Annotated in this window: 27 protein-coding genes; 10 read left to right on the top strand and 17 right to left on the bottom strand. The window is 59.1% G+C overall.

The window, feature by feature from the left end; translation table 11 throughout:
- Window positions 1–87: 87 nt before the first annotated feature.
- Window positions 88–528 carry a DoxX family protein gene (locus B3C38_RS05815; RefSeq protein ID WP_022331918.1) on the bottom strand — a complete coding sequence of 147 codons (441 nt, stop codon included), beginning with the start codon at window positions 526–528 and terminating at the stop codon, window positions 88–90.
- A gap of 192 nt (window positions 529–720) precedes the next feature.
- On the opposite strand from B3C38_RS05815, the gene B3C38_RS05810 reads away from it, so the two are divergent.
- Together B3C38_RS05810 and B3C38_RS05805 are read left to right on the top strand one after the other, a co-directional pair.
- The gene (locus B3C38_RS05810; protein ID WP_022331917.1) at window positions 721–1131 is read left to right on the top strand and encodes a secondary thiamine-phosphate synthase enzyme YjbQ; all 411 of its coding nucleotides are present in this window, start codon (window positions 721–723) and stop codon (window positions 1129–1131) included.
- Window positions 1132–1243: 112 nt separating this feature from the next.
- Window positions 1244–1501, top strand: a complete 258-nt coding sequence (locus B3C38_RS05805) for a DUF6582 domain-containing protein (RefSeq protein WP_022331916.1) — start codon at window positions 1244–1246, stop codon at window positions 1499–1501.
- A 232-nt stretch (window positions 1502–1733) separates the two neighbouring features.
- On the opposite strand, the gene B3C38_RS05800 is transcribed toward B3C38_RS05805, so the two are convergent.
- Window positions 1734–3869 (bottom strand): GH92 family glycosyl hydrolase, encoded by a 2136-nt coding sequence (locus B3C38_RS05800; protein ID WP_286726173.1) that lies wholly within the window; start codon window positions 3867–3869, stop codon window positions 1734–1736.
- Window positions 3870–3996: 127 nt separating this feature from the next.
- On the opposite strand from B3C38_RS05800, the gene B3C38_RS05795 reads away from it, so the two are divergent.
- Genes B3C38_RS05795 through B3C38_RS05785 form a run of 3 tightly spaced genes read left to right on the top strand, consistent with a single transcriptional unit; the run spans window position 3997 to window position 5641 of the window.
- Window positions 3997–4455 carry a YqaA family protein gene (locus tag B3C38_RS05795; protein ID WP_026318168.1) on the top strand — a complete coding sequence of 153 codons (459 nt, stop codon included), beginning with the start codon at window positions 3997–3999 and terminating at the stop codon, window positions 4453–4455.
- 1 nt (window position 4456) lies between these two features.
- The gene (locus tag B3C38_RS05790; protein WP_286726170.1) at window positions 4457–4909 is read left to right on the top strand and encodes a GNAT family N-acetyltransferase; all 453 of its coding nucleotides are present in this window, start codon (window positions 4457–4459) and stop codon (window positions 4907–4909) included.
- 6 nt (window positions 4910–4915) lie between these two features.
- Entirely contained in the window at window positions 4916–5641 is a 726-nt protein-coding gene (locus B3C38_RS05785) for a DUF5131 family protein (protein WP_276636008.1), read from the top strand.
- 383 nt (window positions 5642–6024) lie between these two features.
- On the opposite strand, the gene B3C38_RS05780 is transcribed toward B3C38_RS05785, so the two are convergent.
- The 10 genes from B3C38_RS05780 to B3C38_RS05735 all read right to left on the bottom strand — a co-directional run bounded on the left by B3C38_RS05780 (window position 6025) and on the right by B3C38_RS05735 (window position 13309).
- Entirely contained in the window at window positions 6025–6549 is a 525-nt protein-coding gene (locus B3C38_RS05780) for a ferritin (protein WP_022331914.1), read from the bottom strand.
- 181 nt (window positions 6550–6730) lie between these two features.
- On the bottom strand, window positions 6731–7408 hold the full coding sequence (locus tag B3C38_RS05775; RefSeq protein WP_286726168.1) for a PepSY-like domain-containing protein: 678 nt from the start codon (window positions 7406–7408) through the stop codon (window positions 6731–6733).
- 9 nt (window positions 7409–7417) lie between these two features.
- Entirely contained in the window at window positions 7418–7573 is a 156-nt protein-coding gene (locus B3C38_RS05770; protein ID WP_286726167.1) for a hypothetical protein, read from the bottom strand.
- Between the two features lie 35 nt (window positions 7574–7608).
- Window positions 7609–8052 carry a PepSY-like domain-containing protein gene (locus tag B3C38_RS05765; RefSeq protein ID WP_055202849.1) on the bottom strand — a complete coding sequence of 148 codons (444 nt, stop codon included), beginning with the start codon at window positions 8050–8052 and terminating at the stop codon, window positions 7609–7611.
- Window positions 8053–8155: 103 nt separating this feature from the next.
- Window positions 8156–9436: a sensor histidine kinase gene (locus B3C38_RS05760; RefSeq protein ID WP_022331911.1), complete on the bottom strand. Its 1281-nt coding sequence runs from the start codon at window positions 9434–9436 to the stop codon at window positions 8156–8158.
- Complete coding sequence (locus B3C38_RS05755) at window positions 9433–10110, bottom strand: response regulator transcription factor (protein WP_018694727.1); 678 nt, start codon at window positions 10108–10110, stop codon at window positions 9433–9435. Before B3C38_RS05755 ends, B3C38_RS05760 begins: the two co-directional genes overlap by 4 nt.
- Window positions 10111–10313: 203 nt before the next feature.
- Entirely contained in the window at window positions 10314–11342 is a 1029-nt protein-coding gene (locus B3C38_RS05750) for a beta-ketoacyl-ACP synthase III (protein WP_026318165.1), read from the bottom strand.
- A gap of 24 nt (window positions 11343–11366) precedes the next feature.
- Complete coding sequence (gene plsX / locus B3C38_RS05745) at window positions 11367–12314, bottom strand: phosphate acyltransferase PlsX (RefSeq protein ID WP_117507100.1); 948 nt, start codon at window positions 12312–12314, stop codon at window positions 11367–11369.
- 145 nt (window positions 12315–12459) lie between these two features.
- Window positions 12460–12645 (bottom strand): 50S ribosomal protein L32, encoded by a 186-nt coding sequence (gene rpmF, locus B3C38_RS05740; RefSeq protein WP_033395117.1) that lies wholly within the window; start codon window positions 12643–12645, stop codon window positions 12460–12462.
- An 88-nt stretch (window positions 12646–12733) separates the two neighbouring features.
- Window positions 12734–13309 (bottom strand): YceD family protein, encoded by a 576-nt coding sequence (locus B3C38_RS05735; RefSeq protein WP_022331908.1) that lies wholly within the window; start codon window positions 13307–13309, stop codon window positions 12734–12736.
- Window positions 13310–13490: 181 nt separating this feature from the next.
- Here B3C38_RS05735 and B3C38_RS05730 point away from each other — a divergent pair, with 181 nt between their 5' ends.
- On the top strand, window positions 13491–13901 hold the full coding sequence (locus tag B3C38_RS05730) for a hypothetical protein (protein WP_237957329.1): 411 nt from the start codon (window positions 13491–13493) through the stop codon (window positions 13899–13901).
- A gap of 132 nt (window positions 13902–14033) precedes the next feature.
- Here the strand turns inward: B3C38_RS05730 and gap are convergent, their stop codons facing one another.
- The 4 genes from gap to B3C38_RS05710 form a co-directional block, all read right to left on the bottom strand.
- Window positions 14034–15050, bottom strand: coding sequence for a type I glyceraldehyde-3-phosphate dehydrogenase (gene gap, locus B3C38_RS05725; protein WP_018694721.1), 1017 nt, complete (start codon window positions 15048–15050; stop codon window positions 14034–14036).
- A gap of 115 nt (window positions 15051–15165) precedes the next feature.
- Window positions 15166–15921: an ABC transporter ATP-binding protein gene (locus tag B3C38_RS05720; RefSeq protein WP_286726159.1), complete on the bottom strand. Its 756-nt coding sequence runs from the start codon at window positions 15919–15921 to the stop codon at window positions 15166–15168.
- Window positions 15918–16661, bottom strand: a complete 744-nt coding sequence (locus B3C38_RS05715) for an MlaE family ABC transporter permease (RefSeq protein ID WP_018694719.1) — start codon at window positions 16659–16661, stop codon at window positions 15918–15920. Before B3C38_RS05715 ends, B3C38_RS05720 begins: the two co-directional genes overlap by 4 nt.
- Window positions 16662–16665: 4 nt before the next feature.
- The gene (locus tag B3C38_RS05710) at window positions 16666–17070 is read right to left on the bottom strand and encodes a DUF4834 family protein (protein ID WP_286726158.1); all 405 of its coding nucleotides are present in this window, start codon (window positions 17068–17070) and stop codon (window positions 16666–16668) included.
- 179 nt (window positions 17071–17249) lie between these two features.
- Between B3C38_RS05710 and purB the strand changes: the two genes are divergently transcribed.
- The 3 genes from purB (at window position 17250) to B3C38_RS05695 (ending at window position 22894) form a co-directional block, all read left to right on the top strand.
- Window positions 17250–18608 carry an adenylosuccinate lyase gene (gene purB, locus B3C38_RS05705; protein WP_286726157.1) on the top strand — a complete coding sequence of 453 codons (1359 nt, stop codon included), beginning with the start codon at window positions 17250–17252 and terminating at the stop codon, window positions 18606–18608.
- Window positions 18609–19058: 450 nt separating this feature from the next.
- Window positions 19059–20972 carry a hypothetical protein gene (locus tag B3C38_RS05700; RefSeq protein ID WP_286726155.1) on the top strand — a complete coding sequence of 638 codons (1914 nt, stop codon included), beginning with the start codon at window positions 19059–19061 and terminating at the stop codon, window positions 20970–20972.
- 458 nt (window positions 20973–21430) lie between these two features.
- Window positions 21431–22894, top strand: a complete 1464-nt coding sequence (locus B3C38_RS05695; protein WP_256166287.1) for an amino acid permease — start codon at window positions 21431–21433, stop codon at window positions 22892–22894.
- Between the two features lie 176 nt (window positions 22895–23070).
- Here the strand turns inward: B3C38_RS05695 and B3C38_RS05690 are convergent, their stop codons facing one another.
- Window positions 23071–25461, bottom strand: a complete 2391-nt coding sequence (locus B3C38_RS05690; RefSeq protein ID WP_286726153.1) for a TonB-dependent receptor — start codon at window positions 25459–25461, stop codon at window positions 23071–23073.
- A gap of 535 nt (window positions 25462–25996) precedes the next feature.
- Between B3C38_RS05690 and B3C38_RS05685 the strand changes: the two genes are divergently transcribed.
- Window positions 25997–26272 carry a hypothetical protein gene (locus B3C38_RS05685; RefSeq protein WP_022331900.1) on the top strand — a complete coding sequence of 92 codons (276 nt, stop codon included), beginning with the start codon at window positions 25997–25999 and terminating at the stop codon, window positions 26270–26272.
- Window positions 26273–26386 lie beyond the last annotated feature (114 nt).

Genomic DNA, 26386 nt, shown 5'->3' with positions numbered 1-26386 from the left:
CATCCGGCGGCCGACAGGCCGGAGGCCGGGGACGAAACGGGTTCACGGCACCCCTACTATCCTCCCCACCCTCAGCAAGAACCGGGGCTAACGCTTCGGCGCGCGGATCCGTTGTGCAATGAGCGTATCGGCGGCGTAGCGGCCAGGGCCGGCAACGTACATCAGGACGAAGACAACCAGGTAAACCAGCGCCAGCTCACGTGCGGCAAAGGGATCGCCGCCGTGTACCGCAAAGAAAGCCACACACATCGTAAAGACCATCGGGATCAGCGCCAGCCGGTAGAATAACCCGGCCACACACCCGGCCGCGCAAACGACCTCCCCGAAAACGGCCAGCACGAGCGACACCCGGCTCCCGACACCCAGCGGATCGGGGAACGTCGCCGAGAGCGCCTCGAAGTTCTGCAACTTGGCGATGCCGTGCGACATCAGCAGCAGGCCGAAAACGACACGCGCAGCAAGCAGCAGCCACGAGCTGCGGGAATCCCGGGGTTCCCCCGGGAACAGGAAATTCAGGACGGCGGACATAACGATCGGATTTGATTGTACGAATATCAAAATAAATACCGGATTTTACAATACTTTGCGACATTATCCCCGACCGCCGAACCGCCTGCAATCGGGCCAATCCGACAAAAATCCGACAGAGACAGGCGATACGCCACCGTGAGGGGCACTGCGATTTTTCGTACCTTTGCACACGTACATCAATATTCCACCATGGTTCAGCAAGCAGAATTCACCCTCACGCCTCGCAGCCGCGGGTTCCACCTGGTTACCGACGAGGTGCTATGCCACCTTCAGCCGCTGCCCGACGCCGGGCTGGTACACCTCTTCGTCAAGCACACCTCCGCAGGGCTTTCGATCAACGAAAACGCCGACCCCGACGTGCGCAACGACCTCGGGGCGATCTTCGACCGGCTGGTAAGCGAACGCGAGGCCTACTACACCCATACGCTCGAAGGCGACGACGACATGCCCGCACATGCCAAATCGACGCTCACGGGCGTCGAACTCACCATTCCCGTCACCCGCGGCAGGCTCAACCTCGGCACCTGGCAGGGGATCTACCTCTGTGAGTTCCGTAACCGCGCCCCGGGCCGCCGCATCGTTGCCACAATCATCGCGTAAAGCGCCGTCACCGGGCGAAGCACATTGGGCAACGAAGCAGCCGCTGTGCAAAAAAGCGGCGGCTGGCCGGGAATTTGCGTATCCCCGCAACAACACCAATGCTGCAACAGCCATGACGACACAGACCAAACCGCACGACCGCCTCACCGCCGCAGAGCGGCACGAACTTCCCGATTCGGCATTCGGCATCCCCGAAACGCGCGAATTCCCGCTCGTCGACGCCGAGCACGTCCGTGCGGCGGAAGCCTATTTCCGCTATGCTCCCGATACGGAGAAAGCCGCACTGGCGCGGCGCATACTCGCCAAAGCCGCCGAATTCGGCGTGCACGTGCAAAGCCCGACCATCCGCATTTGGGCCGAAAAGCCCTGACCCGCACGGCCGGAACAGCAGCCGGGCCCCGCCAACCCCAACAACACCCCAACCCCATAGAAACGACATGAAGCGGCGGCAGGGGTATTCCTGCCGCCGCTTCATGCAACGATCATCCCGGGCACGGGCACCCGGCTGCACCTTCCCGGCTCCGGCACCTTCGGGCACGTTCCGGCCGGCAGCCCAAGCTCCCGCCCGAGGGAAGCGAAAGGCGCGGGGTTGCCCTGCACCGTTATTTTTCGGAGGTCGTAATCACCAGTTCGCCCTTGTTCAGCGCATCGTGCGACACGAACCAACCGTCGACGGGCTTGCCGCCGCAGGTGATGCCCGTGATCTTACGTCCCTGCTCGTCGTGGCGGATCGTCCAGCGGTTGCCGTCGCCCAGCGCGACCTGCACCTTGTCGAACAGCGGCACGGTCACGATATATTCGGGGTCGGCCGGCGAATAGGTGTAAAGGCCGATGGCATTGAATACGTACCACGACGACATCTCGCCCGCATCGTCCATACCGCACAGCGCCAGCCCTTCCGGCCCCATACCGTAGAAGCGGTCGAGAATGTAATCCAACAACTCCTGCGAACGCTCCTGGCGACCGATGAAATAATAGAGGTACGGGAAACTGTGGTCGGGCTGGTTGCCGTGGCAGTACTGGCCGATGAAGCACGAGAGGTTGTCCACTTCGTATCCTTTCCACGGAATCGAGAAGAGTTTGTCCAGCTGTTCGCCGAACGCCTCGCGGCTCGGGAAGAGGCCGATCAGCCCCTCGGTGTCGTGCGGTGCGAAGAACGCCTGCTGCCAGGCATTCGCCTCGCGGTACATATATTCGTAGTAGGGATACTGGTCATCGAAAGGCGTGATCCACTCGCCGTTTTCGAGGCGCCCGCGCATCAGCCCCGTCGAGGGGTCAAAGAGGTTCTTGTAGTTCGACGTGCGCTTCATCAGCATGTCGCGGTTCTCCTTGTCGCCCAGCGCATCGGCCAAGAGGGCGACCGCATAGTCGTCGTAGCTGTACTCCAGCGTCTTGGTGACGGCCGCCTTGCAGACCGTCCACGTCACGGGGTTCTCGACGTCCATTTCCGAAATGTACCCCTTGGCGACATACTCGTCGAGCCAGGGGCGGCTCGGGCCCTGTACCGTAGCGTTGCGCAGCACGAGGTTGTAGGCACGGTTGACGTCGAAGCCGCGGTTGCCGCGCAGGTAAGTCCCGGCCACGAACGCCGAAGCGTGGTCGCCGTGGAAGAACGTGGGCATGAACCCGCCCCGTTTCTCGCCCTTGTCCGTGTCGGAGCTGATGACGTCGGCCGCCACATCGGGAGCCAGCATCCCCAGCAGGATCAGCTTATTGCGGTAGTCGTCCCAATACGACGGGCCCGTATAGTAACGGAAACCGGGATTGATGACCTTTCCGTCGACATCGGTGAACTCACCGTTCACGTCGCTGCGCAGCGCCGGCCAGAGGAACGAACGGTAGAGGCTCGAATAGAACAGCCCCTTTTCCCGCTCCGTGCCGCCTTCGACGCGGATCCGCCCCAACAGGTCGTTCCACGTCGCCGTAGCCTCGGAGCGCACTTCGGCGAAGCTCTTGCCGAGCATCTCGGCCTCGAGGTTCTCGCGGGCGTTCTTCTCGCTCACGAACGAGAACCCGATCCGGAGCTCCAGTGCCCCGTCACCCTCGCCGAAACGCACGATGCGCACCTCGCGGTCGCCCTCGACGACGGGCTCTATCCCGGTCACGGGACGGTTCGCCACGGCGTAGAAATACATCTTCTCGCCGGTCTGCTGCCAGCCGGCGAACACGTTGTCGCCCTCCTTGCGGATATCCCACGCACGCACATGCTCGTTCGAACGCTGCAGGTCTGCCAGCACGGCGGGCGCGGCACCCGCGGGATAGGTATATTTATGGAATGCACAGCGCAGCGTCGAGCTGAGCTGTGCATCGACGCCGTAACGGTCGAGGAATACCTGGTAATACCCCGGGGCGGCCGACTCGCGCTCGTGGCTGAACGGCGAGCAGTAGTCGCCCGGCGTGGGCGTACCCGTCACAGGCAGCAGGGGAATATGGCAAAGGTTCCAGTGCCCCTTGTTGGTGTGCGTAAAGCCGTAGATCACGGAATCTTCATACTGGTACCCCGCACCGCTGCGGAACTTGGTGACGGGGCTGACCTGCACCATGGCGTTGGGCAGCGACGATCCGGGGAAGACCTCGGCGCCCCATGTCCGTTTGGTGGGTTTGAATCCCAGGTCGACGCTGTCCCACAGCGTCGCCGTCCCCAGCATGGGGTTCACATAGTCGGTAAGCGGCTTCTGCGCAGGGGCGCACCCCACGGCAAAAGCGAAAAAAGCGATACAAAGTCTCGATTTAAGCATAAGCGGTCAGATTTACGTTTCAGACAAAATTAGCGCATTTTGCAGGGCTCCTGCAAGCCCATTCGGGCAAAAAAGCTATCTTTGTCCCGCAGGCAGACTACTCTTGCACAAAATCGGACACCAAGGCATGGAATCGCTTTCGCAAATACTGGCCGACTGGGGCTATTGGGGACTTTTCTTCTCGGCATTCATCGCCGGGAGCATCCTCCCGTTCAGCTCCGAAGCCGTGATGATCGTGCTCGTGCACATGGGGCTCGACCCGGTATTGTGCGTCGCAGCCGCATCGCTGGGCAACACGCTGGGCGGCATGAGCTGCTACTGGATCGGCACGCTGGGAAAAAGCGAGTGGGTCACCCGGCTGGGCGTGAGCGAAAAACAGCTGGCACGGGCGCGCAGGTTCCTCTCCGGGCGCGGGGCGCTGATGGCCTTCTTCGCATTCCTGCCCACGATCGGCGAGGCCATCGCCATCGTGCTGGGGCTGATGCGCAGCAACGTCTGGCTCACGGGCGGCTCGATGCTCGCGGGCAAGACCCTGCGTTATATCGTCGTACTGGCGACCTTCGAAGGCGCCGCATCGCTTTTCTGACATGGATCTCGAAATTGTAAAGACAGACACGCCGCAGCGCGACCTGCTGCTGCTGGCCGACGAATCGGAAGAGTCCGTAGCCGACTACGCCGACCGCGGCACAACCTATGTCGCACGTCGTGACGGGGAAATCCTCGGCCAGTATGTATTCCTGCACACGCGGCCGTTCACGGCCGAAGTGGTCAATATCGCCGTCGTCCCCGAACACCAGCGCAAGGGCATCGCCACGGCCATGCTCCGCCACGCCGTCGCCACGGCCCGTGCGGCCGGGGTCCATCTTCTCGAAATCGGTACGGGCGATCTGGGCGTGGGACAGATTGCGCTCTACGAACGCTGCGGGTTCGTCCGCTGCGGCGTCGACGTGGACTATTTCAGCAAACACTACCCCGTTCCGTTTTTCGAAAACGGCGTCGAGTGCCGCCACATGGTGCGCCTGCGCATGGAACTCAAATAACAGGTTATGTCGGTCAGTTGGAACCCGTGGCACGGATGCCGCAAGCTCAGCGAAGGCTGCCGGCACTGCTACGTCTACCGGCAGGATGCGCAGCACGACAAGGACAGCCGCGAGGTACGCAGGACAACGGCCTTTAACCTCCCCGTGCGCCGCACGCGCGACGGACGCTACAAAGTCCCGCCCGGCGAGATGGTCTACACCTGCTTCACGTCCGATTTCCTCGTCGAGGAGGCCGACGCATGGCGCGCCGAAGCGTGGGAGATGATCCGCATACGCAGCGACCTGCGCTTTTTCTTCATCACCAAGCGTATCGACCGCCTCATGCAGGTATTGCCGCCCGACTGGGGCGGAGGCTACGAAAACCTCGCCGTGGGCTGCACGGTCGAGAACCAGGCGATGGCCGACTACCGGCTGCCTTTGCTGCTGGACGCCCCCCTGCGCCACAAGCTGGTCATCTGCGCCCCGCTGCTCGGGCCGCTCGACATCGCACGATACCTCGTCCCCGGAATCGAAGAGGTTTCCGTCGGGGGCGAATCAGGCAACGAAGCCCGCCCCTGCAATTACGACTGGATACTTTCGATCCGCCGCCAATGCGTCGCGGCAGACATCCCCTTCGCTTTCCACCAAACCGGTGCACGGCTTGTCAAGGACGGGCGCCTTTACCGCATCCGCCGCCCGTACCAGCATTCGCAGGCCCGCAAGGCCGGGATCGACTACAAGGCAAAGCGATGAGGTGAGCCCCCCTATCCGCCCTGCACGAGTCCCGGCATCCGGCCCTTGTTTTCCCACATCCCGCTCCCGGCCCTCTTCACAAGGCCATTCCCGCGCCTCCTTCCCGACCGGTACGGTTCCGGCATGCGGCAACTCGCTCCCATATCAGCCCCGCAATCTCCCTCGGGAATCGCCCTTGCCCGACACCTCGCCCGATACCTCGGAATCGCTTTCCCCGGTATCATGCCTCTCAATAGCCCCCCCGGAATAGCTTCTCCCCAATAGCTTTCCAGGAACTGTTTTCCCAGCCATTCTGCCCGGACACACGGACTTCCGGACATCCGGCAAAAGCAACCGCCCCGGGAAACCGGGGCGGCAGACTCAGCAATCAGGTTCGCTGCGAATTATTCGGTTGCCGTGGCAAGCGGCGAAGCCTGCTGGTAAACGCGGGCCGCCAGTTCCTTGTCGAGCGTATAAAGCCCGAACTTATTACCCTCTACAGCCTCGCAGGCGGTAATCATGTCGCGTGCCGACTCCTCCTCCTCGACCTGCTCGTCGACGAACCATACGAGCATGTTCGACGATGCGAAATCCTTATCTTCGGCAGCGATGGCTGCCAGGTTGTTGATCATCGAAGTCACCACCTTCTCATGCTCCAGCGTATCCTTGAACATATCGAGCGGCGACGTCCACTCGGTACGCACCTCCTCGATCGGCTTCAGCACGACCTTGGCATCGCGCGAATTGATGTAGTTCATCAGGATGCGGGCATGATCCTGCTCCTCGCGGAACTGGACGAAAAACCAGTTGGCCACGCCTTTCAGCCCCTTGTTCTCGGCGTCCATCGACATCGAAAGATAAAGATAGGCCGACCACAATTCGGCGTTGATCTGCGCATTCAGTGCGTCATGTAATCTTTTGCTTAACATAGTAATATTGTTTTAAGTTTGTGTTTGTATTTTCTCTTCCTGATACAAATATACAATAGTTTCTACTAATTTGTACGAAAAACACATCATATTATTTTATAACGATATAGCTCTATGTTATAACAAAAAAAACGGAGCCCGCACCTCCGGGATGCAGGCTCCGCAAAAGCATACGGGACGATCAGAGCAGGGTGCCGTCCTCGAGGATACGCACCGTCGCCTCCCGTTCGGACTGCGGGTCTTCCACCTCGATGGCGTACCACACGCGGTCGGGGCTTTCGTAGAGGTCAACATCGTCGATCACCCACGTACCGTACTGCGATGACTGCAAAGTCCGCCTCACCACGTCCGGAACCTCCGAAAGACGCACTCCGGTTTTCGTCCACAGCCAGGCGTCACCCGTACCGAAGCACACCTCGAGCGCTTTCCCGGCGAAGATGATATCGACCTCGGTATTTCCCTTCTCCCGCTCCGCATCAACGATACGGGCACCGGGGTATTTCCGGGCGATGAAGTCGCTGATCGCCTTCGACAGTTCCTGCGGAAGCATATCGCCGTGATCGTCATTGCCGTCCCTGTCGGGCACTTCGCGCAACAGCACGCCGTCCTCGGAATAATAGAGGTCGAATTCCTGCTCGGCACGTTCGACTTCGAGCACATAGACCGTCTCCTGGCCGTTGCGCAGCAGCTTATCCACGTCGTCCACATGCCAAGCGGCATAATCGCCGGCTTCGTAGGCAGTACGCACTGCCCGGGGCAACTCGGCATAGGAGATATCCTCCTCGGTCATGTACCATTTGCCGGCGGCATCGAACCATGCCTGCATGTACATACCCGCGCTGCGGAAATCGGCGACCATATACCCGCCCTAGTCTTCCCATTCGACATGGCTTGCAGCGGGGAACATCTCCCCGAAAGCAGCCTGCACGGCGGCCGGTACCTTTACCGATTTACTGTCGTCGTCACAACCCGCCATCGCACCCAGCGACACGAGTCCCATTACCAATACCATGAATTTCTTCATACGATTCCGAATTTGAGGTTAATCCCGGGGTTAAATTAATTGTCGATGTCTATCAGACGGAACTTCAGGTCGAATTTCAGGTCGAGGCCGTTGTCCAGTTCGACTTCGTAGTCGCGGCGGTCGCGGTCGATCGCCGTGATCTTGCGGTCGGGATAGTTCTTGGCGACATAGTCGCGGATCTGCTGCGGTACGATGGCGGCCGGCACCTCGCCGTATTTGCATTCGACATCTTTCCATTCGCCGTTCTTCGTGAATTCGACCTTCGCGCCGTTGACGAACACGACCTTGTAATCCTTGTCGAAAAGTTCCTCGTCCACCTTGGATAAGGAGACTTCTACACCGGCAAAATGCGCCTTGATAAATTGCTGTGCCGTAGCCGGAAGTTCGCCGACTGCGATCGGACGGTCGTTGCCCGCGAATGCGGGGGCGGAAGTTACCATCAGGGCTGTGCCTGCGAGAATCATCATGAGCTTTTTCATAATCGTTTCAATATTAGGTTTGACTTGTGTTCACAGTGCAAAGTTGCGACCTAAAGCTGAAATGAAGTTGAAATAATCGGCCCCGATCCGTTTTTTTCGTTTTTTATATCCGGAAATGTACCGAGAAACAGTGGCACCTATTTATATAAGAGTATCCCACGCGCAGCCCGTAAAGGCGGCACACGGCGTCGACGATCGAGAGGCCGAGCCCCGTCGAACCCTCCTTCTTCGTCCCCTGGTAAAAGCGCTCGAAAATATGCTCCGCGTCAAGTGCTCCTCCTCCGCTGCTGTTGCAGACGCGCAGTTCATGCGGGGCAACAGTGACCGACACCGTCCCGCCCTTGTCGCCGTGGACATAGGCGTTTTTCAGCAGGTTCGACACCAGGCTGGCCGCCAGCGACGGATTCATCCGCACAGACAGATGTCCCTGCTCATGCAGTTCGAAACGCATTTCGCGCCCGGCGTAGATCTCCTCCATATCCTCGGCCGTACGCCGCACCTGGGCGTTGAAGTCGACCTGTTCCGTCTCGGGGAATTGTCCGTTCTCGATCTTCGAAAGCAGCAGCAGCGAGCGGTTGAGCCGCACGAGGTAGTCCAGCGTCCCCTGCACCTTCAGTATTTCGCCGAGCTGCGCCTCGGTCAACGCCGAACCGTCGTCCACGAGCATCTCCAGCCGGTTGCGGCAAATGGCCAGCGGGGTCTGCATCTCATGCGAGGCATTGCCGATAAATTGTTTCTGGCGTTCGAACAGGGACTCCGCCCGCTCGGCATAACGGTTCGCCGCCTCGTTCAGCCGCCGGAATTCGACGACCTTCGTATCGTTCACCAGCGGGGCGTTCTTCCCGCCCACGGTATAACTGTCGAACCATCGCAACAGGGCATAGAGCGGCCGCAGGGTACGGTGAAGCACCAGCACGTTGACCAGCAGGATCGCCAGCAACAGGAACAGATAGAGGTAGACGATCCACCAGAGGATCGCTTCCTGCAAGTCGTCCTTTTCGATGGTCGGGGTCATCACGGTCAGTTCCTTGTAACGTCCTCCGCTGTCGCGGAATATCGTCCGCAGCACCCGCGCCGGTTCCTCTTCGTCTTTCTCAGGAATAAATATCTCCTCGTCGCTGAAAACCATATGCTGCCGCCCTTCGGCATACTCCGCCGACACGTCGTGCAGGTAATAGCCGTTGTTGCTGCCCGAATAGGCGGCAGGCAGTTCCCTCCCCGCGAGGCTCCGCGTGACCAGCATCTCGGCATAGTTCTCCAGCGAATCGTCCACCTCGTCGTTGATCTCGTCGATCATCGTCAGGTAGAACAACACGGCCCACCCCGCCAGCAACAGCGAGAGGGCCCAGGACATGTGCAACACGATGCGATAGACCAACCTCATGGGGCAACGAGTTTATAGCCGAATCCATAGACGGCCCGGATCTCGATGTCGGCCTGCGCGTCGTGGAGCCGGCGGCGCAGGTTCTTCATCTGGGCGTATACGAAATCGAAATTATCCGCCTGGTCGATATGGTCGCCCCACACGGCTTCTGCCAGCGTGGCCTTATCGACCATATGGTTCGGGCGGCTCATAAAATAGTAGAGGATGTCGTACTCCTTGCGCAGCAGTTCCACCTCGCACCCGGCCACCTCCACACGGCGGCTGTCGGGGTAGAGGCGGACATTCCCCACGTCGAGGCTCTGCTGCCCGTCGCGCTGGTGACGGCGCACGACGCTCCGGATACGGGCGCTCAGTTCCGCCAGATGGAACGGCTTGGGCAGGTAATCGTCGGCCCCGAGCTCGAGCCCCTCGACCTTGTCATCGAGCGAATCCCGGGCCGAAATGATGATCACGCCGGCAGGTTTGCGCTGCCGCCTGAGCTCTTCGAGTATCCGCAGGCCGCTGCCGTCGGGCAGCATGATGTCCAGCAGGATACAGTCGTAATCGTATCCGGCGATCTTTTCGAGCGCCGATGCGTAATCGGACGCCTGCTCGACCACATACTGTTCGCGGCGCAGCGTCTGCACCATGATCTCCCGCAGGGAGGGTTCGTCTTCCACGATCAGGATTTTCATAAACAGCAAATATTCTTCGGGACAAAGTTACATTGCGAATCCGAAAAGAATCTGAAACCGCAGCGGCAATGCCCAAGTCCAAATATACGAAAAAATCTTGCACCCGCCACTCCGGCACGGACAGCCCAGGCACGGAAAAGGGCGGAAACCGTACAAGTTTCCGCCCTATCCGTGTTTTCGGCCGGGCTCTCGCCCGCACCGGATTATTTCTCGGCAGGATCGACCTGGCAGGCTTTCGAACCGTCGTATGCCCACTTCACATAGATGGCACCCCACGTATACCCGCCGCCGAATGCCGACAGGATCAGGTTGTCGCCCGGCTTCAGCTCCTTCTCGTAGTCGTAGAGGCACGAAGGGATCGTCGCCGCCGTGGTGTTGCCGTTGCGGTCAATATTGATCATGCACTTGTCATGGTCGAGCCCCATGCGGCGGGCCGTAGCGTCGATGATGCGCAGGTTGGCCTGATGGGGAACCAGATAACGGATGTCGTCCGAGGTAAGGTTGTTGCGCTCCATGATCTCCACCGACACGTCGGCCATCTTCGAAACGGCGGCCTTGAATACGGCGTGTCCGTCCCACATGATCGTGTGCCAGTTATTCTGCACGGTCTCGATCGAAGCCGGATAGCGCGATCCGCCGGCCTTCATGTAAAGCTGCAACTCGCCCGAGCCGTCCGAACGCAGGATTTCGTCCAGCACGCCGTAACCCTCCGTATTGGGTTCCAGCAGCACGGCTGCGGCGCCGTCACCGAAGATCGGACAGGTCGAACGGTCGGTATAGTCGACGATGGTCGACATCTTGTCGGCACCGACCACGACTACCTTCTTGCACGATCCCGACTCGATGAACTTGGCACCTGTCGTCAGTGCGAAGAGAAAACCGCTGCAAGCCGCCGAAACGTCGTACGCGAAAGCGTTTTTGCAACCCGCCTGGTCGGCGATCAGATTACCCGTCGAAGGGAAGAACATATCGGGGGTCACCGTGGCGCAGATCACCAGATCCACCTCCATCGGGTCTACGCCCGCCTTGTCCAGCAGGTTGATGACCGCGCGGGCACCCATATAGGAAGTGCCGACGCCTTCGCCTTTGAGGATATGGCGCGTCTTGACGCCGATATGCGACATGATCCACTCGTCGGACGTGTCGACCATGGTGCTTAATTCTTCGTTGGTGAGGATATAATCGGGGAGATATAGACCCACACCGGTAATTGCTGCTGTTATCTTGCCCATTAACTTTTCTTTACCTAATGATTATTAATTTTTGAAAGCGCGCTGCAACTTGGCGGTCAGATCCGCCGTAATGCACCGCTCGGTCGAAAGGATCATGCTCCTGATCGCCTTGGGCGATGAGATACCATGGCCGATGACCACAGGCGCATTGACGCCGAGCACGGGCGTGCCGCCCACGTTCTCGTAATTCATCGCGTCCCAGAAAGCGTTTCCGCCGCCGAGTTTCTTGTTGATGTGGTAGAGGCCCTCGGCCATCTTCAGTACCGTATTGCCCACGAAACCGTCGCAGACGACCACGTCTGCGACCTTGCCCGTGAAGAGGTACGACGCCTCGACGTTACCCACGAAATCGATGCGGTCGTCGGCCTTCAGCAACTCGTACGTGGCCTTGGACTGCGTATTGCCCTTGGTCTCCTCCTCGCCGATGTTGAGCACGGCTACACGGGGTTTTCGGATCCCGAGCACGGCTTCGGCATAAATCGAGCCTATCAGCCCGTACTGCGCCAGCACCTCGGGTTTGCAGTCTACGTTCAATCCCACGTCCAGCAACAGCGCGGGATGCCCCGTCACCGTAGGAATGATGGATGAGATCGTGGGACGGATAACCCCCTCGATCGGTTTCACGGCGTACATCGACCCGACCATCATGGCGCCCGTGCTGCCGGCACTGGCAAAACCGTCTATGGCCCCTTTGGCCAGGTAACCGAAGCCCACCGTGATGCTGGAATCGGCCTTGGCCTGGAATGCCTTGGCGGGATGATCGCCCATTTCGATCACCTCGGTGGTGGCAACGATGTCGAACCGGTCGGCAGGACAGCCTTCGCCCGCGAGCACGGCCCTGACCCTCGCCTCGTCGCCGAACAATACGATACGGCTGTCGGGCCCGATCGCATCGAGTGCCATGACAGCCCCTTTGACCGCAGCCTCGGGCGCATAATCACCTCCCATGGCATCTACACCAATCTTTAACATAATCGTGCGATTTGGTTAAACTTCACGTCCCGCCCCTCCCTGCCGGCATCCGGTCACAGGCCGGACGGCCGCACACACAAAGACAGGTGCTTGCATAAATTAAAAAGAGGGCAGCCTCGCGGATGCACTCTTTAACCCTGCCGATTTATTCGGCAGCCTTTTTCTCGATCGCCAGCTTTCCGCGATAGAACCCGCATTCGGGGCATACGCGGTGATACAACGTAGCTGCGCCGCAGTTCGAGCAGATGACCACCGTCGGAACGACAGCCTTGTAATGAGTTCTTCTCTTATCGCGTCGCGTCGACGAGACTTTGTGTTTAGGATGTGCCATTTTACAATATAAATTATAAGTTTAACGTATTTCCTGTCCTAAATATTTCCCGGCCCCGGGACAAAAGCGCCTCCCGGCCGGAAATAGCTTATTCCTTTTGTTCTGTTTGCGTCCCGTCGGCCTCCATCTGTTCCTTGAGCGCGGCCAGCTTGGCCCATTCGCCCTCGTTGCGGCCCTCGGCCTCGGCCCTGTCTTCGAGACGGCCGAACTCCTCGTCGGAAACGATGCGGAAACGTTCCAGCATGTCGGGATTGCACTCCCCGTCGGGATGCACCCGCTGGTAAGGCAGCGCCAGCACGATACTTTCGTAGATGTACTGCGTCAGGTCGACTTCGTCCTCCATCGGCAGCAGCCACATGACTTCGCCGTCGTACTCATGCACCTCGTCCGAGAATTTCACCAGCAACTGCCCCTCGTAATGGATTGGCACATTGCAGTCTTCCAGGCAGCGGTCGCACTCCACGACGACACTCCCGTCCACGGTAACATCGAGCGTAAGCATCGACTCGCCGCGCTCCAGGGCGACCGAGACATCGCAGTCCCCGTCCTTGATTTCCGTACTGCCGAAAGCCCTGAACAACCCGCCGTCGACCTTGAAATGGAAGTCGTGCAGGCCGCTCCTGAGCCCCCTGTAAGCAATCGTATATCTTTTTGTTTCCTCCATAGGAGCGCATTTAGGGCACAAAGTTACGAAAATATAAGACATTTGCAAAGAAAATGCATAGTTTTAGCATCCCCGCACTCCCGGATATCCGGTCGCCCGTCCGCAGAAGAGGCACGGCACAGGCTCCGGAAATTCCGGCCGCGGATTCCATCTTCGGCAAAAATCGCTATATTTGCACCGTATGGCAACAAAAGAGGGATTCACAATCGAGATTTCGAGCCGCTACGAAGGCTGGTGGCGCTACAACGTCGCGCTGATGTGCGGCTGCTTCGACACGGCGGGCAACCGCACCGGCTTCGCATCGGCCGAGGCACATGTCGCCGACGTCGGCTCGAACCTGCGGGAAAAGCCCGCCGGGATTCCCGGCGACGGCCGTGCAAGCCTCGAAACCGAGCCGTGCGACCACCTCCTGCTCTACATCTATATCGTACCCCATACGCTGCCGGCCGGCAACGACATCGGCGACACGACACCCTTCGAAGTCGAAATCCGCATCGCATACGGCGAACGGCGGCTCCGCGCGGAGAAACGCCTCATCAACCAGTGGTCGGGCGCCTCGATCGAGATGCGCGTGGATTCCGAAGCCCGGTAGCGGGCATCCCGGGACAACACCCGCCGTCCCGGAACACGTTGCCTGGCAGGGCAACCTCAGCCCCCCCCCGCAGCCACAAAAAAAGAAGGAACCCACACGGGTTCCTTCTTCCATTATAGCGACGGCTTACGATTATTTGTTGTTGTAAGCGGCCATCTTCTGAATCAGCATCACGACCTTGTTCGAGTAGCCCCACTCGTTGTCGTACCAAGCCACAAGCTTCACGAAGTTCGGGTTGAGTGCGATACCGGCCTTGGCGTCGAAGATCGAGGTGTTGGCGTCACCCGTGAAGTCGGTCGAAACCACGTCGTCCTCGGTGTACTCGATGATACCCTTGAACTCGTTCTCCGAAGCCTTCTTCATGGCAGCCTTGATCTCGTCGTACGAAGCACCCTTCTCCAGACGGCAGGTCAGGTCTACGACCGAAACGTCGAGCGTCGGAACGCGGAATGCCATACCGGTCAGTTTGCCGTTCAGGGCGGGGATCACCTTGCCTACGGCCTTTGCAGCACCGGTCGACGAGGGGATGATGTTGCCGCCGGCAGCACGGCCGCCGCGCCAGTCCTTCATCGAGGGGCCGTCTACGGTCTTCTGCGTTGCGGTGGTAGCGTGTACGGTGGTCATGAGACCCTCGACGATGCCGAAGTTGTCGTTGATGACCTTAGCCAACGGAGCGAGGCAGTTCGTGGTGCACGATGCATTCGAAACGATCTTCTGGCCGGCGTAGCTGTCGGTGTTCACGCCGCATACGAACATCGGGGTGTCGTCCTTCGAGGGGGCCGACATAACGACGTACTTGGCACCGGCTGCGATGTGGGCCTCGGCCTTCTCCTTGGTCAGGAACAGACCGGTCGACTCTACGATATACTCGGCGCCGACTTCGTTCCACTTCAGGTTTGCGGGATCCTTCTCGGCGGTTACGCGGATCACGTTGCCGTTCACGATGAGCTGGCCCTTCTCCACGTTATAGTCGATCGTACCATTGAAACGGCCGTGTACCGAGTCGTACTTGAGCATGTAAGCCATGTAGTCTACCGGAACGAGGTCATTGATACCTACAACCTCAATGTCTGCATTGTTGCATGCAGCGCGGAATACCAGACGGCCGATACGACCGAAACCGTTGATACCAACTTTGATCTTTGACATAGTTTTATGATTTATTTGTTAATAAAAAAATGCACTATTTTTTCACTGCGCAAAAGTACATACTTTATATATATTACGCAAATAAAAAATTAAATTTTTTTAGGAACCCGGCCGCCTACTTTGCAGCCAGCTTGGCCTTTTTGGCCATCGCCGAGGCGAAGACGAAATCGTTGAGTTCCGAGTTGTCGGCATGCAGGATATCGTCCTTGGTACCCTCCCACCACTTGCGGCCTTCGTGGATGTATACAATTTTCTCGCCGATCTCCATGACCGAATTCATATCGTGTGTATTGATGATCGTCGTGATGTTGTACTCGCGCGTGATCTCGTGGATCAGGTTGTCGATGACGATCGAGGTCTGCGGGTCGAGGCCCGAGTTGGGCTCGTCGCAGAACAGGTAACGCGGGTTGAGCACGATGGCGCGGGCGATGGCCACGCGCTTGATCATTCCGCCCGACAACTCGGCCGGATAGAGGTGGTTGGCGTTTTCCAGCCGCACGCGCTGCAGGCAGAAATCCACACGTTCCATCTTCTCCTTCTCGCTTTGCGAGGTGAAGAGGTCGAGCGGCAGCTTTACGTTCTCCTCGACGGTCGAAGAGTCGAGCAGCGCCCCGCCCTGGAAAATCATGCCGATGTCCTTGCGGATGGCGCGCCGCTCGCGGAAATCCATCCGCGTGAAATTCGTATCGTCGTACCACACGTCGCCCGAATCGGGTTCGTGCAGCCCTACCAGCGTTTTCAGCAGCACGGTTTTGCCCGAACCGCTGCGCCCGATGATGAGGTTGGTCTTCCCGGTCTGAAACTCGATCGAGATGTCGTCGAGCACCACGCGCCCGTCGAACGATTTGGTAATGTGCTCGGCACGTATCATATCAGCAGGACTTGCGTAAGGATCAGGTTAAAGATCATGATTACCACGGAACTGGCCACCACGGCGCGCGTCGAGGCGGCGCCCACTTCGAGCGAATTGCCCTTGGCATAGTACCCGTAGAACGCCGAAATCGAGGTGATGATATAGGCGAACACGGCGGTCTTGATAAGCGAGTAGACGATCGAATAGGGCTTGAAGTCCATCAGCAGTCCGTCGACATAGTCGGCCGGGATCATGATGCCGGTCAGGTAGGCGATGGCCCAGCCGCCGATGATTCCGATGGCGATGCTGAGGATCGTCAGGAACGGGAAGAAGACCACCGCGGCGACGATCTTCGGCAGGATGAGGTACGAAGCCGAATTGACGCCCATGATCTCCAGTGCGTCGATCTGTTCGGTAATGCGCATCGTGCCGATCTCCGAGGCGATGCTCGAACCGACCTTGCCGGCCAGGATCAGCGCCACGACCGTCGACGAGAATTCGAGGATCATCGTCTCGCGCGTGGCGTAACCGACCAGCGAACGGGGGATGAACGGCGAATCGAGGTTGATGCACATTTGCAGGGTGATGACCGCACCGATGAAGACAGAAATAATGGCCGTCAGGCCGATCGAGTCGATTCCCAGGGACTCCATTTCGTAAATGATGCGCCGGCGGTAGATGGCTGCCTTCTCCGGACGGGAAAAGACCTTTCCCATCAGCATGAAATAACGGCCGATCAACTCAAATATCTTCCACATGGCGCTACTCCTCTCCGGGCTCCTTGGTCTCTTCGAATTCGACATAGTCGCCTACGTCGCGCGAGACCCGTTTCTCGGGCGTTTCCGAGGTTTTATATACCTTCACTTCGCCTTCGCGACCCTTGCGGGGCTCCCCTGCAAAGGGCGAGCCGAAGCCCTGAGCGCCGAAGTTTCCTTCGCCGAACTGTTCTTCCATCCGGCGGCGCATTTTATAGACGCGCCAGCGGAACAGCAGGATCGCCGCTACTACCAATACGATGACTCCCATAATGAAATAGAGAAAAAAAAGTGCGATCCCCCTGAGCAGCGCCGGGGCGCCGACAGCCAGGATGAGGATGACCAGGGTCGTCAGCGGATTGCGCTGCACGAACCTCACCAGGCCATCTATGATCGCTGTCAGAAAATTCATTGCATTTTCGGTTTACAACCCTACAAAGGTAGGGAAAATTATGCGTATTTCAATTAAATGTCGTAAATTTGGTGCCGGAACTTTGCCAGCGGGCGGGGCAAAGCCTTCGGGCAGGGCCTGCCGGGCGCAGGCGAAGTCCCGATGCCAGTGGCGTATTAAATAAAACCATACATAAATCCATGAACTCCAATCCGCTCAACAGCCTTACCGCCATCTCTCCCGTCGATGGCCGCTACCGTAATACAACGGAGAAATTAGCCGATTATTTTTCGGAACAGGCGCTCATCCGCTACCGCATCCGCGTCGAAGTGGAGTATTTCATCGCGCTGTGCGAATTGCCGCTGCCCCAGCTGGCGGACATCGACCGCACGAAATTCGCAGCCCTGCGCGCCCTGTACCTCGATTTCGCACCGACCGACGCCGGGCGCGTGAAGGAGATCGAATCGGTCACCAACCACGACGTCAAAGCCATAGAGTACATCATCAAGGAAAAAATGGACAGCCTCGGGCTGGGAGCTTACAAGGAATTCGTACATTTCGGCCTCACCTCGCAGGACATCAACAACACGGCCATCCCGCTCTCGCTCAAGGACGCCATGACAGGGGTTTACTACCCGGCCGTCGAAGAGGTGCGCGACAAACTGGCCGCCTTCGCCGACGAATGGCGCGACGTGCCGATGCTGGCCCGCACCCACGGCCAGCCGGCCTCCCCCACGACGCTGGGCAAGGAGTTCATGGTCTTTGTCGAACGCGTGGAGAAACAGCTCGCCATGCTGCACGACATCGCCGTGCCGGCCAAATTCGGCGGCGCGACAGGCAACTTCAACGCCCACCGTGCGGCCTACCCGCAGTACGACTGGGTGGCCTTCGCCAACAAATTCGCGGGCGAAACGCTGGGGCTCTGCCGCTCGCAATATACCACGCAGATCGAGCATTACGACAACCTCGCGGCGATCTTCGACAACATGAAGCGCATCGATACCATCCTGATAGACCTCTGCCGCGACATGTGGACGTACATCTCGATGGAATATTTCAAACAACAGATCAAGGCGGGCGAAGTCGGTTCGAGCGCCATGCCCCACAAGGTCAACCCCATCGACTTCGAGAATGCCGAGGGGAATTTCGGCATCGCCAACGCCGTCTTCGGACACCTCGCTTCGAAGCTCCCCGTTTCGCGCCTGCAACGCGACCTGACGGATTCGACCGTGCTGCGTAACATCGGCGTCCCCATTGCCCATGCGGCCATCGCGCTCCGCTCGCTAATGAAAGGCCTGAACAAGGTAATCCTCAACCGCGAAGCCCTCGAGCGCGACCTGGCGAACAACTGGGCCGTCGTAGCCGAAGGCATCCAGACCATCCTGCGCCGCGAAGGTTATCCCAAGCCCTACGAGGCGCTCAAGGCCCTGACCCGCACCAACGCTCATATCACGCACGAGTCGATCGCCGCGTTCATCGAGACGCTCGACGTGGCCGAGGCCGTGAAAGAGGAGCTGCGCGCCCTCTCGCCCTCGACCTACACGGGCATCTTCCGGTAACCCTTACGGAAAATATCCCGCAGGGGCGCAGTAATACCCCGCAACGGCGCAAGGCCCGGAATCATGTTCCGGGCCTTTGTCTTTGGCATACGTTTTGCGAGAGGATAGTCAACTGCGGACAGCAACCGCAGTGAGGTTTCTTCATTTATTTAAGTTTGGGTTAGTAGTTTTAGGAGGGCAATCCTCCAAGGGCAGCAGGCAATCGTGAGATTCCCTGCTGTCTTGTTATATATTGTCCTCCACCCGTTCACTCCGGCACCCTCACCCCCGATTTATCGCACTTTCAGGCAAGACGGATAAAAAAAAATTTGGATTTTATTGGCAGAAAGGTTATTTTTATCCCGTCACATATTGCACGGCCGCCCCGTAAACCCGATTGAATATCCAAAGACGACCGGCCCTGCGCCCGAACAACAGTATTAACCCACTAATTTCCAAAGTTTAACCACTATGATCAAATCTTTCCTGTCATGGGGAACGGCACTGTTGGTGCTGTGCTCTGGTCTGCTAAGCTCATGCGACGACAAAAACGAGGGGGGGGGAAATCCTGACCCAAGCGTCACGCTCGCCATCGGCGACGCCGCATTCAACTCCCTGAAATTCACGCTCACACTCAAGGATGCGGACAAATGCAGCTACATCTGCACCAAGGCGTCCGAAGCCGTGCCTGCGGCAGCGACGATCATCGCCGAAGGCCAGTCCGTAAGCGCATCGGGCGTCGTCGAGATCGCCGGCCTCGAACCCAACACGGCCTACCGCCTCTCCGCCGTCGCCCTGAAAGGCAACATCAACGGTAAGGTCAGCTCGATCGAGCACACCACCTCGGCACCCGGCGTACATCCCGCGGTCGTCCTGACACCGGGCCAGTCCACCACAACGACCCTTACGTTCAACGCCGCCCTGACCGACCCAGAAACCGCAGCCTATGTCTGCCTCGAAAAGACCGAGGGGCTGACCCTTCCCACGGCCGAGGAGATACTGCGTGACGGCAAAGCCATCGCACAGACGGGCGATATCCTTGTCGAGAACCTGAAACCCTCGACCACCTACGTCATCGCGGCAGCTGTCGCCAACACCGGGATCTACTCGGAAGTCAATAGCATCGTGATGGCAACCGGAACGCCGACGCCCGTGGTGACGCTGACAGCGGGAGCCACAGCCCCGACGACACTCACCTTTACGGTAGGCCTCGCCGACACGGAGAAGGCCGCCTACGTATGCCTCGAAAAAGCGGACGGCACGCCTGTCCCGACGGCCGAAAAAATCCTCACCGACGGTACAGCCATCGCACAGGCCGGGGAGATCACCGTAGACAACCTGAAAGACGGCACCACCTATGTCATCGCCGTCGCAGCATCCAACAAAGAGGTCTATTCCGAAGTCAAGTCGATTGAAATGGCCACCGACAAGGATTTGAGCGGCCCGGCCGTCTTCGACCGCCAGGTAGCCGGCGGCTATTATGGTATTCCCGAAGGTGGCCGATACGGTGAATACCTCGTCATATTAGCCGACGGCGAGGCCGTAGGTGCCGACGGAGTGTATGCGACCATCGGAGCCGGGCGTACCATGAGCCTGAACCTCTATCAATTTACTCCCACGAATATGAATAACATCGTCCTACCGGATCGCACCTACAAATATGCCACCGACAAATCCATTTCGACATTCCACCCGGCCAAGACCTACTGCATGGTCAACGACGGCAAGGGGAATATCACGAAAGTGGAATTCAAGGCAGGAACGATCGCTGTGACAAAGTCCGGCTCGACCTTTACGGTCAAGGCCACGCTGACCACGACCGACGACAAAGAGTTCACGGCCAGCTACACCGGCCCGATTACGATCGAGGACAAGACAGCCGTCAAAATCGAGCCCCTGCCCGACCTCGAAAACGACGTCACGAACGCAACTTTCATCCGCGCACTGGCTAAATACTATAACAACGATGCCGGCACGGCAAACGACTGCGTCGTAAACCTCTACGATGTCCAGCCGACGGTCAACGACGATTACGACTACCTCATAGGGGCCGGGCATATGGTATCGCTCTACCTGACGACCGCACTTTCCGAAGAAATGGTACTCCAGGAAGGAACCTACACGGTGTCCGACACAGGCACGCCGGGCACCTACGCACCGGGCGAGCAGACAGAGTTCATGGACTCCATGCTGGCCATGGGAACCTATTGCGAGGAACGCAACGCCTCCAACGAATCGGTTTACGGGTTCATCACGTCCGGCACGGTGACAGTCACGAAGGTCGGCACCAACTACCGCTTCGTACTCGACTTTACGACCGACAAAGGCCGCAAGGTCAGCGGCACTTACGAAGGCGCCGTGGAGATGAGGGACAAACGCAAGTAGAAATAATCCCCTTGCCACAACCCGGGATTACCGGAAACAGCACACGCAGGATGTCCGTGGGGACATCCTGCAGTTGTTTATACCCTTTCCCGCCGGCATGTATCATAGGCCGCACCCCCGCCGCACACACAAACGCCTTTCCGACACGGCGCCGCGGCACGGGATTTGCAACATACCGGGTAACTGCGGAACAGCAACCGCAGTGAGGTTTCTTCATTTATTTAAGTTTGGGTTAGTAGTTTCAGGAGGGCAATCCTCCGGAAGGCAGCAGGCAATCGTGAGATTCCCTGCTGTTTTTTTGCGCCCCGTCCGCAGGCGGTCAACACGCAGGCGCAGAGGAGCCCGCGGGGCGCGGAAACGCCCGCATAAACCATGCACACGCCCGAAAAAACATCAGCCCGGCCGCGTTGCGGCACAGAAACTGATTGACGGCCAGTTGTAAAACACAATTCCACATCATGGCAAAACGTAAAAATATCACCACGACACAGCTCGCCCTGATGACCGCGGCGGCGGTTATCAGCCTGCGCGGACTCCCGATGATGGCGCAGGAGGAGCTGACGATGTTCTTCTACATCTTTTTCGCCACGTTCCTGTTCCTGATCCCGGCGGCGCTGGTAGGTGCCGAACTGGGAAGCGCCTTCGCCTCGAAGGGCGGCGGGGTCTACACCTGGGTCAAGGAGGCGTTCAACAAACACCTGGGGTTCACGGCCATCTTCCTGCAATGGATCCAGAACGTCGTATGGTACCCCACCGTGCTGGGCTTTGCCGCAGCCTCGATCGCCTATATGATCGGGATGCCCGGCCTGGCGCAGAACGGACTTTTCGTGGGGCTTTTCTCGATCGCCATGTACTGGTGCGCCACGCTGGTCACGCTGCGCGGCACCTCGGCCATATCGGGCATTACGAGCAAAGGGTTTCTGATCGGCACGGTGCTTCCCGGCATCGTCGTAATCGTCATGGCCGTCATCTGGATGGCCGGAGGCAACCCCGTCGCACTGGAGCACATCCCCGACACCGTCAGCCAGGTCGTCAATATCGACGCGGCGCACCACGTGCATCCGCGCCTCTTCCCGCACATCACGGGCATGAGCGACATCGCATTCCTGGCCGGGATACTGCTGCTCTTCGCCGGCGTCGAGGTACACGCCGTACATGCCCCGGAGCTCGATAAGCCGCAGACCCAGTTCCCGCGCGCCATGTTCCTGGCGGCGCTGATCTCGTTCGGGCTCTTCACGCTGGGTGCGCTGGCCGTGGCGATCATCACCCCCTACGACCAGATCAACCTCCAGTCGGGGCTGTTCACCACGTTTCAGATCGTCTTCGACCACTACCACATCGGCTGGCTCTCGAACGTCATGGGGCTGCTCGTGGCATTCGGCGCACTGGCCGGCGTCATGTCGTGGATTTCGGGCCCGAGCCGCGGCCTGCTGTGGACGGCCCAGGAGGGTGTACTGCCCTGTTTCCTGCAAAAGACCAACAAAAACGGCGTGCAGGTCAACATCCTCGTCATACAGGGCTGCATCGTCACGCTGCTCTCGTCGCTCTACATCGTCATGGACGACGTGAGCGTGGCGTTCTTCCTGCTGAGCGCACTAACCGTAGGGCTCTACCTGGTGATGTATATGATGATGTACGCCGCGGGCATCCGCCTGCGCTACACGCAGCCCGGCCTCACCCGCAGCTACCGCGTTCCGGGCGGGAACGCCGGCATGTGGGCCGTCGGGGGCATCGGGTTTCTGGCCGTGCTCTTCTCGTTCATCGTCACCTTCTTCCCGCCGTCGCAGCTGCCCGTAGGCAGCCCGGCCACCTACACGTGGCTGGTAGTCGTCGGCACGCTCGTATTCCTCTCCATGCCGTTCATCATCAGCTTCGCGATGGATCGCAGGAAAGGCGCGAATACCACGGGCAGCGGGAAATAGCCACCGGCACGCCCCGGATCGCACGGAACCGCAGGGGCCGGCATCTCCGCCCCCTGCGGTTCCGTATTTCTCTCCCGACACCTCCCTGCCTGCCGCAGCGGCAGGTCGGCTTCCCAGCCCCGCCCCGGTTATCGCTCCGGATCCGGATATCGCCCAAAGACACGACCCCGGATTCTCTAAAACTCAACGGTGATCCCCAGCGTAGGGATAAGCGACCCGCTCTGCTGCCCGATATACTTCATGCGGTAACGCTGTTCCGCCGCCGGGGCCTGGGGGTTCTCCACCACGCCCGTCGACATCAGCACGTCGGGACGGCGGAGTTTGCTGCCCGTCACGTTCTGCAGGTCGATGTAAAGGCCGAGCATACAGCGGCGGAAATAGAAGGTTTTGTCGATACGCAGGTCTACCTGCGCAAAGGTGTCGAGCCGCCCGTCGTTGTAACGCCCATAGTCATAGTACGGGCGCCCCTGGGCGTCCCAGGCTTCGACCAGCGACGATTTTTCGACATCGTAGGGCGTATAGGGCGTCCCGCCCACGGCGCTCAGGCGCGCCCCGACGCTCCAGTTGCGCGGCAGGTCGTACGTGCCGCTGAGGTTCGCCACGAAACGGCTGTCCCAGGCCGATACGATATACTCCGATGCGGCATCGGCACGGTACTCGCTGCGGAACAGGGTCACCGAACCGACGAGGTTGACCCTCCCGGGTATCTGCCAGCGTGCCATCGCCTCGACCCCGTACGACCGCCCGACGGCCGTCGGGCGCAGCGCTTCGTTGCCGACCACGCCATAGTCGTCGCCTTTGCACGAGAGCGGGATGCCGTCCGAGACGGAAAGCGGGATATTCCCGTATTTCTTGTAGAACCCCTCGACCGAGACGACCAGGCGGTCGCGCAGGCGCCATCCGCCTCCGACGCTGAACATTCCCACACGCAGGTAGTCCAACGCCTCGTTCACCAGCACCCCGTCCTGTTTGAATCCCAGGGCCGTATAGGGCGGCAACTGGTAATAAAGCCCGGCGCTTCCGCTCAGCAACCACCCTTTGCCGAGCTGGTATGAGACCGACGCCCGGGGCGAAAGCTGACGCCAGAACCTCGCCATGCGCGCGGAATAGTCGGCCCCGTCGGCACGCACGCCGACCGATGCCGTGAAGCGCTTGTCCGCCGAGGCATAATCCGCGCCGGCGAACAGGCCCCAGCCCACGATCCCCAGCCGGGTACGATAGTCCGAGAGCGCCGCCTCATCGGTGAAAAGCCGTTGCTCGGTACGGTTCGTATAGCCCGAATAGCTCAGCTCGGCGCCTTCGCGCACCGTCCAGCACCCCAGATAGCTGCGGTTTTCGGCGCGGAGCGTGGTCTTCTGCTCCACGGAGCGCAGCCGCAGCGTCAGGTTGTCCTCCGACGAGTCGTCGTTACCGCGGTATTTGAGGTTGCGGTTATTCAGATAAGTGTGCCCGAGCGACACGGTCTGCACATGGCGGCCCGCATAGTGGCGCCATGCGGCCCCGACGGTGAAGGTCTCCTGGCGGATGCGGGGCAGGTAACTCAGCAGGTACTCGGCGTCTTCGCCCTCCTCGTCGAGGTTGAGTTTCATGTTGTCGAAGCCCGCCAGCCCCAATACCGTCAGCTCGTCGTGCTCCGAAAGGCGCGTCTTGACCTTCAGCTGCCCGTCGATGTAGTTCGGCAGGAAAGGCAGGCCGATCATCTTGAACAGCAGTTGCAGGTAAGACTGGCGCAGCGAGAAGAGGTAGGAGGTTTTCTCGCCGATATGGCCGCTCCCGCTCAGCGACACCTCCGAAGCCCCGAGCGTCGCCTTGAAAGTCTGTTTCTCGGGATTCCCATCCCGCAGCCGGATGTCCAGCACCGAGCTCAGCGCCCCGGAACGGTCGGCGGGGAAAGCCCCGGTATAGAAATCGATCTCGCGGATCAGATCGGCATTGAGGATGCTCACGGGGCCGCCCGTGGCGCCCTGCGTGGCAAAGTGGTTGATATTGGGGATTTCGATGCCGTCCAGATAGAACTTGTTTTCCGACGGGCCGCCGCCGCGTACGATCAGGTCGTTGCGATAGCCCACGGGCGAGAACGACACGCCGGGGTACGAACGTACGATACGCGACACGTCACGGTTGGCGCCGGGGCTCTTCTCGATCTCCCGCACCCCGATGACCTGCAACCCGACGGGGCTTTCGGCCGTGGCGCGGAACGGCGAAGGCACGACCGTCACGGCTTCGAGCTGCGTGGCATCCTCCTCCATTTCGATTTCGATGAACGGCGTGGCGGCCGAAACGAGGTATTCGGGCGTGACGACGGTCTTGTACCCCACGGACGAGGCCGAGAGGCGGAAAATACCCGCCCGCACCCGCTCGAGGCGAAAGCGTCCCAGCGAATCGGTCGATGCGCCGCGTTGTTCCTGTCCGACGGGCACTACGGCGGCATAGGCGACCGGCCGGCGCGTCAGGCGGTCGATCACCCGGCCGCTGACGGCATAGGCGCCGTCCTGCGCCCTTACCGCAGAGGCGAGGCACAACGCCGCAAGGGCGAAAAAAAGTTTTATCCGCAATGCAGGAGACATGATTTTGCAAATGTATAAAATTAAGGCGGCTTCCCGCCGATCGGGCGAAAAAATTTCGTATGTCCCGAATTCTCCGCACCGGGCTTCCGCTCCAATAATAAAGCCATTTCCACCAGGATGCAATTCAGAACATTATTAATCCGATAACGGAACAAGCGAAAAGACATGAAAAATCGCTCCGGATTCTTACCCCTTCCGGCAAGGGTATTATTATATTAATATAATAATAAAATCCGATGCAAGTTTTTTCGATTTTTTGCATCAAAAAAAACATCACAAAAAGCTTGGATTTCAACATATTGTCCCTACCTTTGCCGACACGATCGCGGCAGTGAACACCCCTGTCGGCAATACAGCCGGATCCGAAAGCAGGCTGTACCGATTATTTTCGACGCAACATATACCGACCATTTTCCCGCCGGACAAGCCGGCAAAATTGCAGTGCATACACACGCTGTCAGGGAGCCGATTCCGAATACTTTGGGTCGTTTAGAATTGATGAAACAAAACTTCAATTATAAAAAAGATAAAAGTTATGAAAAAGCAACATTACACAGCCGAAATCCCAGTTTCCAACCCGTACAATTTTGCCGCGTTCGAAGACCTGATCGCCAACATCCAGTCCGGTTACAACGAAGAAAAAAGGCTGAAGAACGCAGCTTTCGAATTCATGATCAATAAAGGCATATACGTCGACTTCCACGAATGGCTGCATAACCCGGCCCGGCAGCACCAGAGCGAAAATATCCGGGGACGGTTCCGTATGGGTACCGCCGCAACCACCCGGATCGCAAAATTTTTCAGGCGATAAATGCCCCCGCGCCCGCAATAACGCTCCGGCCTGCATTTCAGAGGGCCGTCACCCTATAGCGCATCCCCGGCTACGGATCGTGTGACTACTGAAAAGGGATAGAGAATAAGCCCG

The organism is Alistipes sp. UBA1686 (genome assembly GCF_002320215.1).
Taxonomy (GTDB): domain Bacteria; phylum Bacteroidota; class Bacteroidia; order Bacteroidales; family Rikenellaceae; genus Alistipes; species Alistipes onderdonkii.
The sequence above is the reverse complement of the archived record's forward strand: the minus strand, read 5'-3'. Positions and strand labels throughout refer to the sequence as shown.

Excerpts from the sequence above, each read along its gene's own strand:
- B3C38_RS05685 (WP_022331900.1), top strand. The coding sequence starts at position 25,997 with ATGAAAAAGCAACATTACACAGCCGAAATCCCAGTTTCCAACCCGTAC.
- purB (WP_286726157.1), top strand. The coding sequence starts at position 17,250 with ATGAACTCCAATCCGCTCAACAGCCTTACCGCCATCTCTCCCGTCGAT.
- B3C38_RS05760 (WP_022331911.1), bottom strand. The coding sequence starts at position 9,436 with ATGAGGTTGGTCTATCGCATCGTGTTGCACATGTCCTGGGCCCTCTCG.
- B3C38_RS05775 (WP_286726168.1), bottom strand. The coding sequence starts at position 7,408 with ATGGTCGCCGATTTCCGCAGCGCGGGTATGTACATGCAGGCATGGTTC.
- B3C38_RS05690 (WP_286726153.1), bottom strand. The coding sequence starts at position 25,461 with ATGTCTCCTGCATTGCGGATAAAACTTTTTTTCGCCCTTGCGGCGTTG.
- B3C38_RS05720 (WP_286726159.1), bottom strand. The coding sequence starts at position 15,921 with ATGATACGTGCCGAGCACATTACCAAATCGTTCGACGGGCGCGTGGTG.
- B3C38_RS05815 (WP_022331918.1), bottom strand. The coding sequence starts at position 528 with ATGTCCGCCGTCCTGAATTTCCTGTTCCCGGGGGAACCCCGGGATTCC.
- plsX (WP_117507100.1), bottom strand. The coding sequence starts at position 12,314 with ATGTTAAAGATTGGTGTAGATGCCATGGGAGGTGATTATGCGCCCGAG.
- B3C38_RS05765 (WP_055202849.1), bottom strand. The coding sequence starts at position 8,052 with ATGAAAAAGCTCATGATGATTCTCGCAGGCACAGCCCTGATGGTAACT.
- B3C38_RS05770 (WP_286726167.1), bottom strand. The coding sequence starts at position 7,573 with ATGAAGAAATTCATGGTATTGGTAATGGGACTCGTGTCGCTGGGTGCG.
- gap (WP_018694721.1), bottom strand. The coding sequence starts at position 15,050 with ATGTCAAAGATCAAAGTTGGTATCAACGGTTTCGGTCGTATCGGCCGT.
- B3C38_RS05800 (WP_286726173.1), bottom strand. The coding sequence starts at position 3,869 with ATGCTTAAATCGAGACTTTGTATCGCTTTTTTCGCTTTTGCCGTGGGG.
- B3C38_RS05715 (WP_018694719.1), bottom strand. The coding sequence starts at position 16,661 with ATGTGGAAGATATTTGAGTTGATCGGCCGTTATTTCATGCTGATGGGA.
- B3C38_RS05750 (WP_026318165.1), bottom strand. The coding sequence starts at position 11,342 with ATGGGCAAGATAACAGCAGCAATTACCGGTGTGGGTCTATATCTCCCC.
- B3C38_RS05810 (WP_022331917.1), top strand. The coding sequence starts at position 721 with ATGGTTCAGCAAGCAGAATTCACCCTCACGCCTCGCAGCCGCGGGTTC.
- B3C38_RS05700 (WP_286726155.1), top strand. The coding sequence starts at position 19,059 with ATGATCAAATCTTTCCTGTCATGGGGAACGGCACTGTTGGTGCTGTGC.
- B3C38_RS05805 (WP_022331916.1), top strand. The coding sequence starts at position 1,244 with ATGACGACACAGACCAAACCGCACGACCGCCTCACCGCCGCAGAGCGG.
- B3C38_RS05710 (WP_286726158.1), bottom strand. The coding sequence starts at position 17,070 with ATGAATTTTCTGACAGCGATCATAGATGGCCTGGTGAGGTTCGTGCAG.
- B3C38_RS05790 (WP_286726170.1), top strand. The coding sequence starts at position 4,457 with ATGGATCTCGAAATTGTAAAGACAGACACGCCGCAGCGCGACCTGCTG.
- B3C38_RS05730 (WP_237957329.1), top strand. The coding sequence starts at position 13,491 with ATGGCAACAAAAGAGGGATTCACAATCGAGATTTCGAGCCGCTACGAA.
- B3C38_RS05695 (WP_256166287.1), top strand. The coding sequence starts at position 21,431 with ATGGCAAAACGTAAAAATATCACCACGACACAGCTCGCCCTGATGACC.
- B3C38_RS05755 (WP_018694727.1), bottom strand. The coding sequence starts at position 10,110 with ATGAAAATCCTGATCGTGGAAGACGAACCCTCCCTGCGGGAGATCATG.
- B3C38_RS05785 (WP_276636008.1), top strand. The coding sequence starts at position 4,916 with ATGTCGGTCAGTTGGAACCCGTGGCACGGATGCCGCAAGCTCAGCGAA.
- B3C38_RS05795 (WP_026318168.1), top strand. The coding sequence starts at position 3,997 with ATGGAATCGCTTTCGCAAATACTGGCCGACTGGGGCTATTGGGGACTT.
- B3C38_RS05735 (WP_022331908.1), bottom strand. The coding sequence starts at position 13,309 with ATGGAGGAAACAAAAAGATATACGATTGCTTACAGGGGGCTCAGGAGC.
- rpmF (WP_033395117.1), bottom strand. The coding sequence starts at position 12,645 with ATGGCACATCCTAAACACAAAGTCTCGTCGACGCGACGCGATAAGAGA.
- B3C38_RS05780 (WP_022331914.1), bottom strand. The coding sequence starts at position 6,549 with ATGTTAAGCAAAAGATTACATGACGCACTGAATGCGCAGATCAACGCC.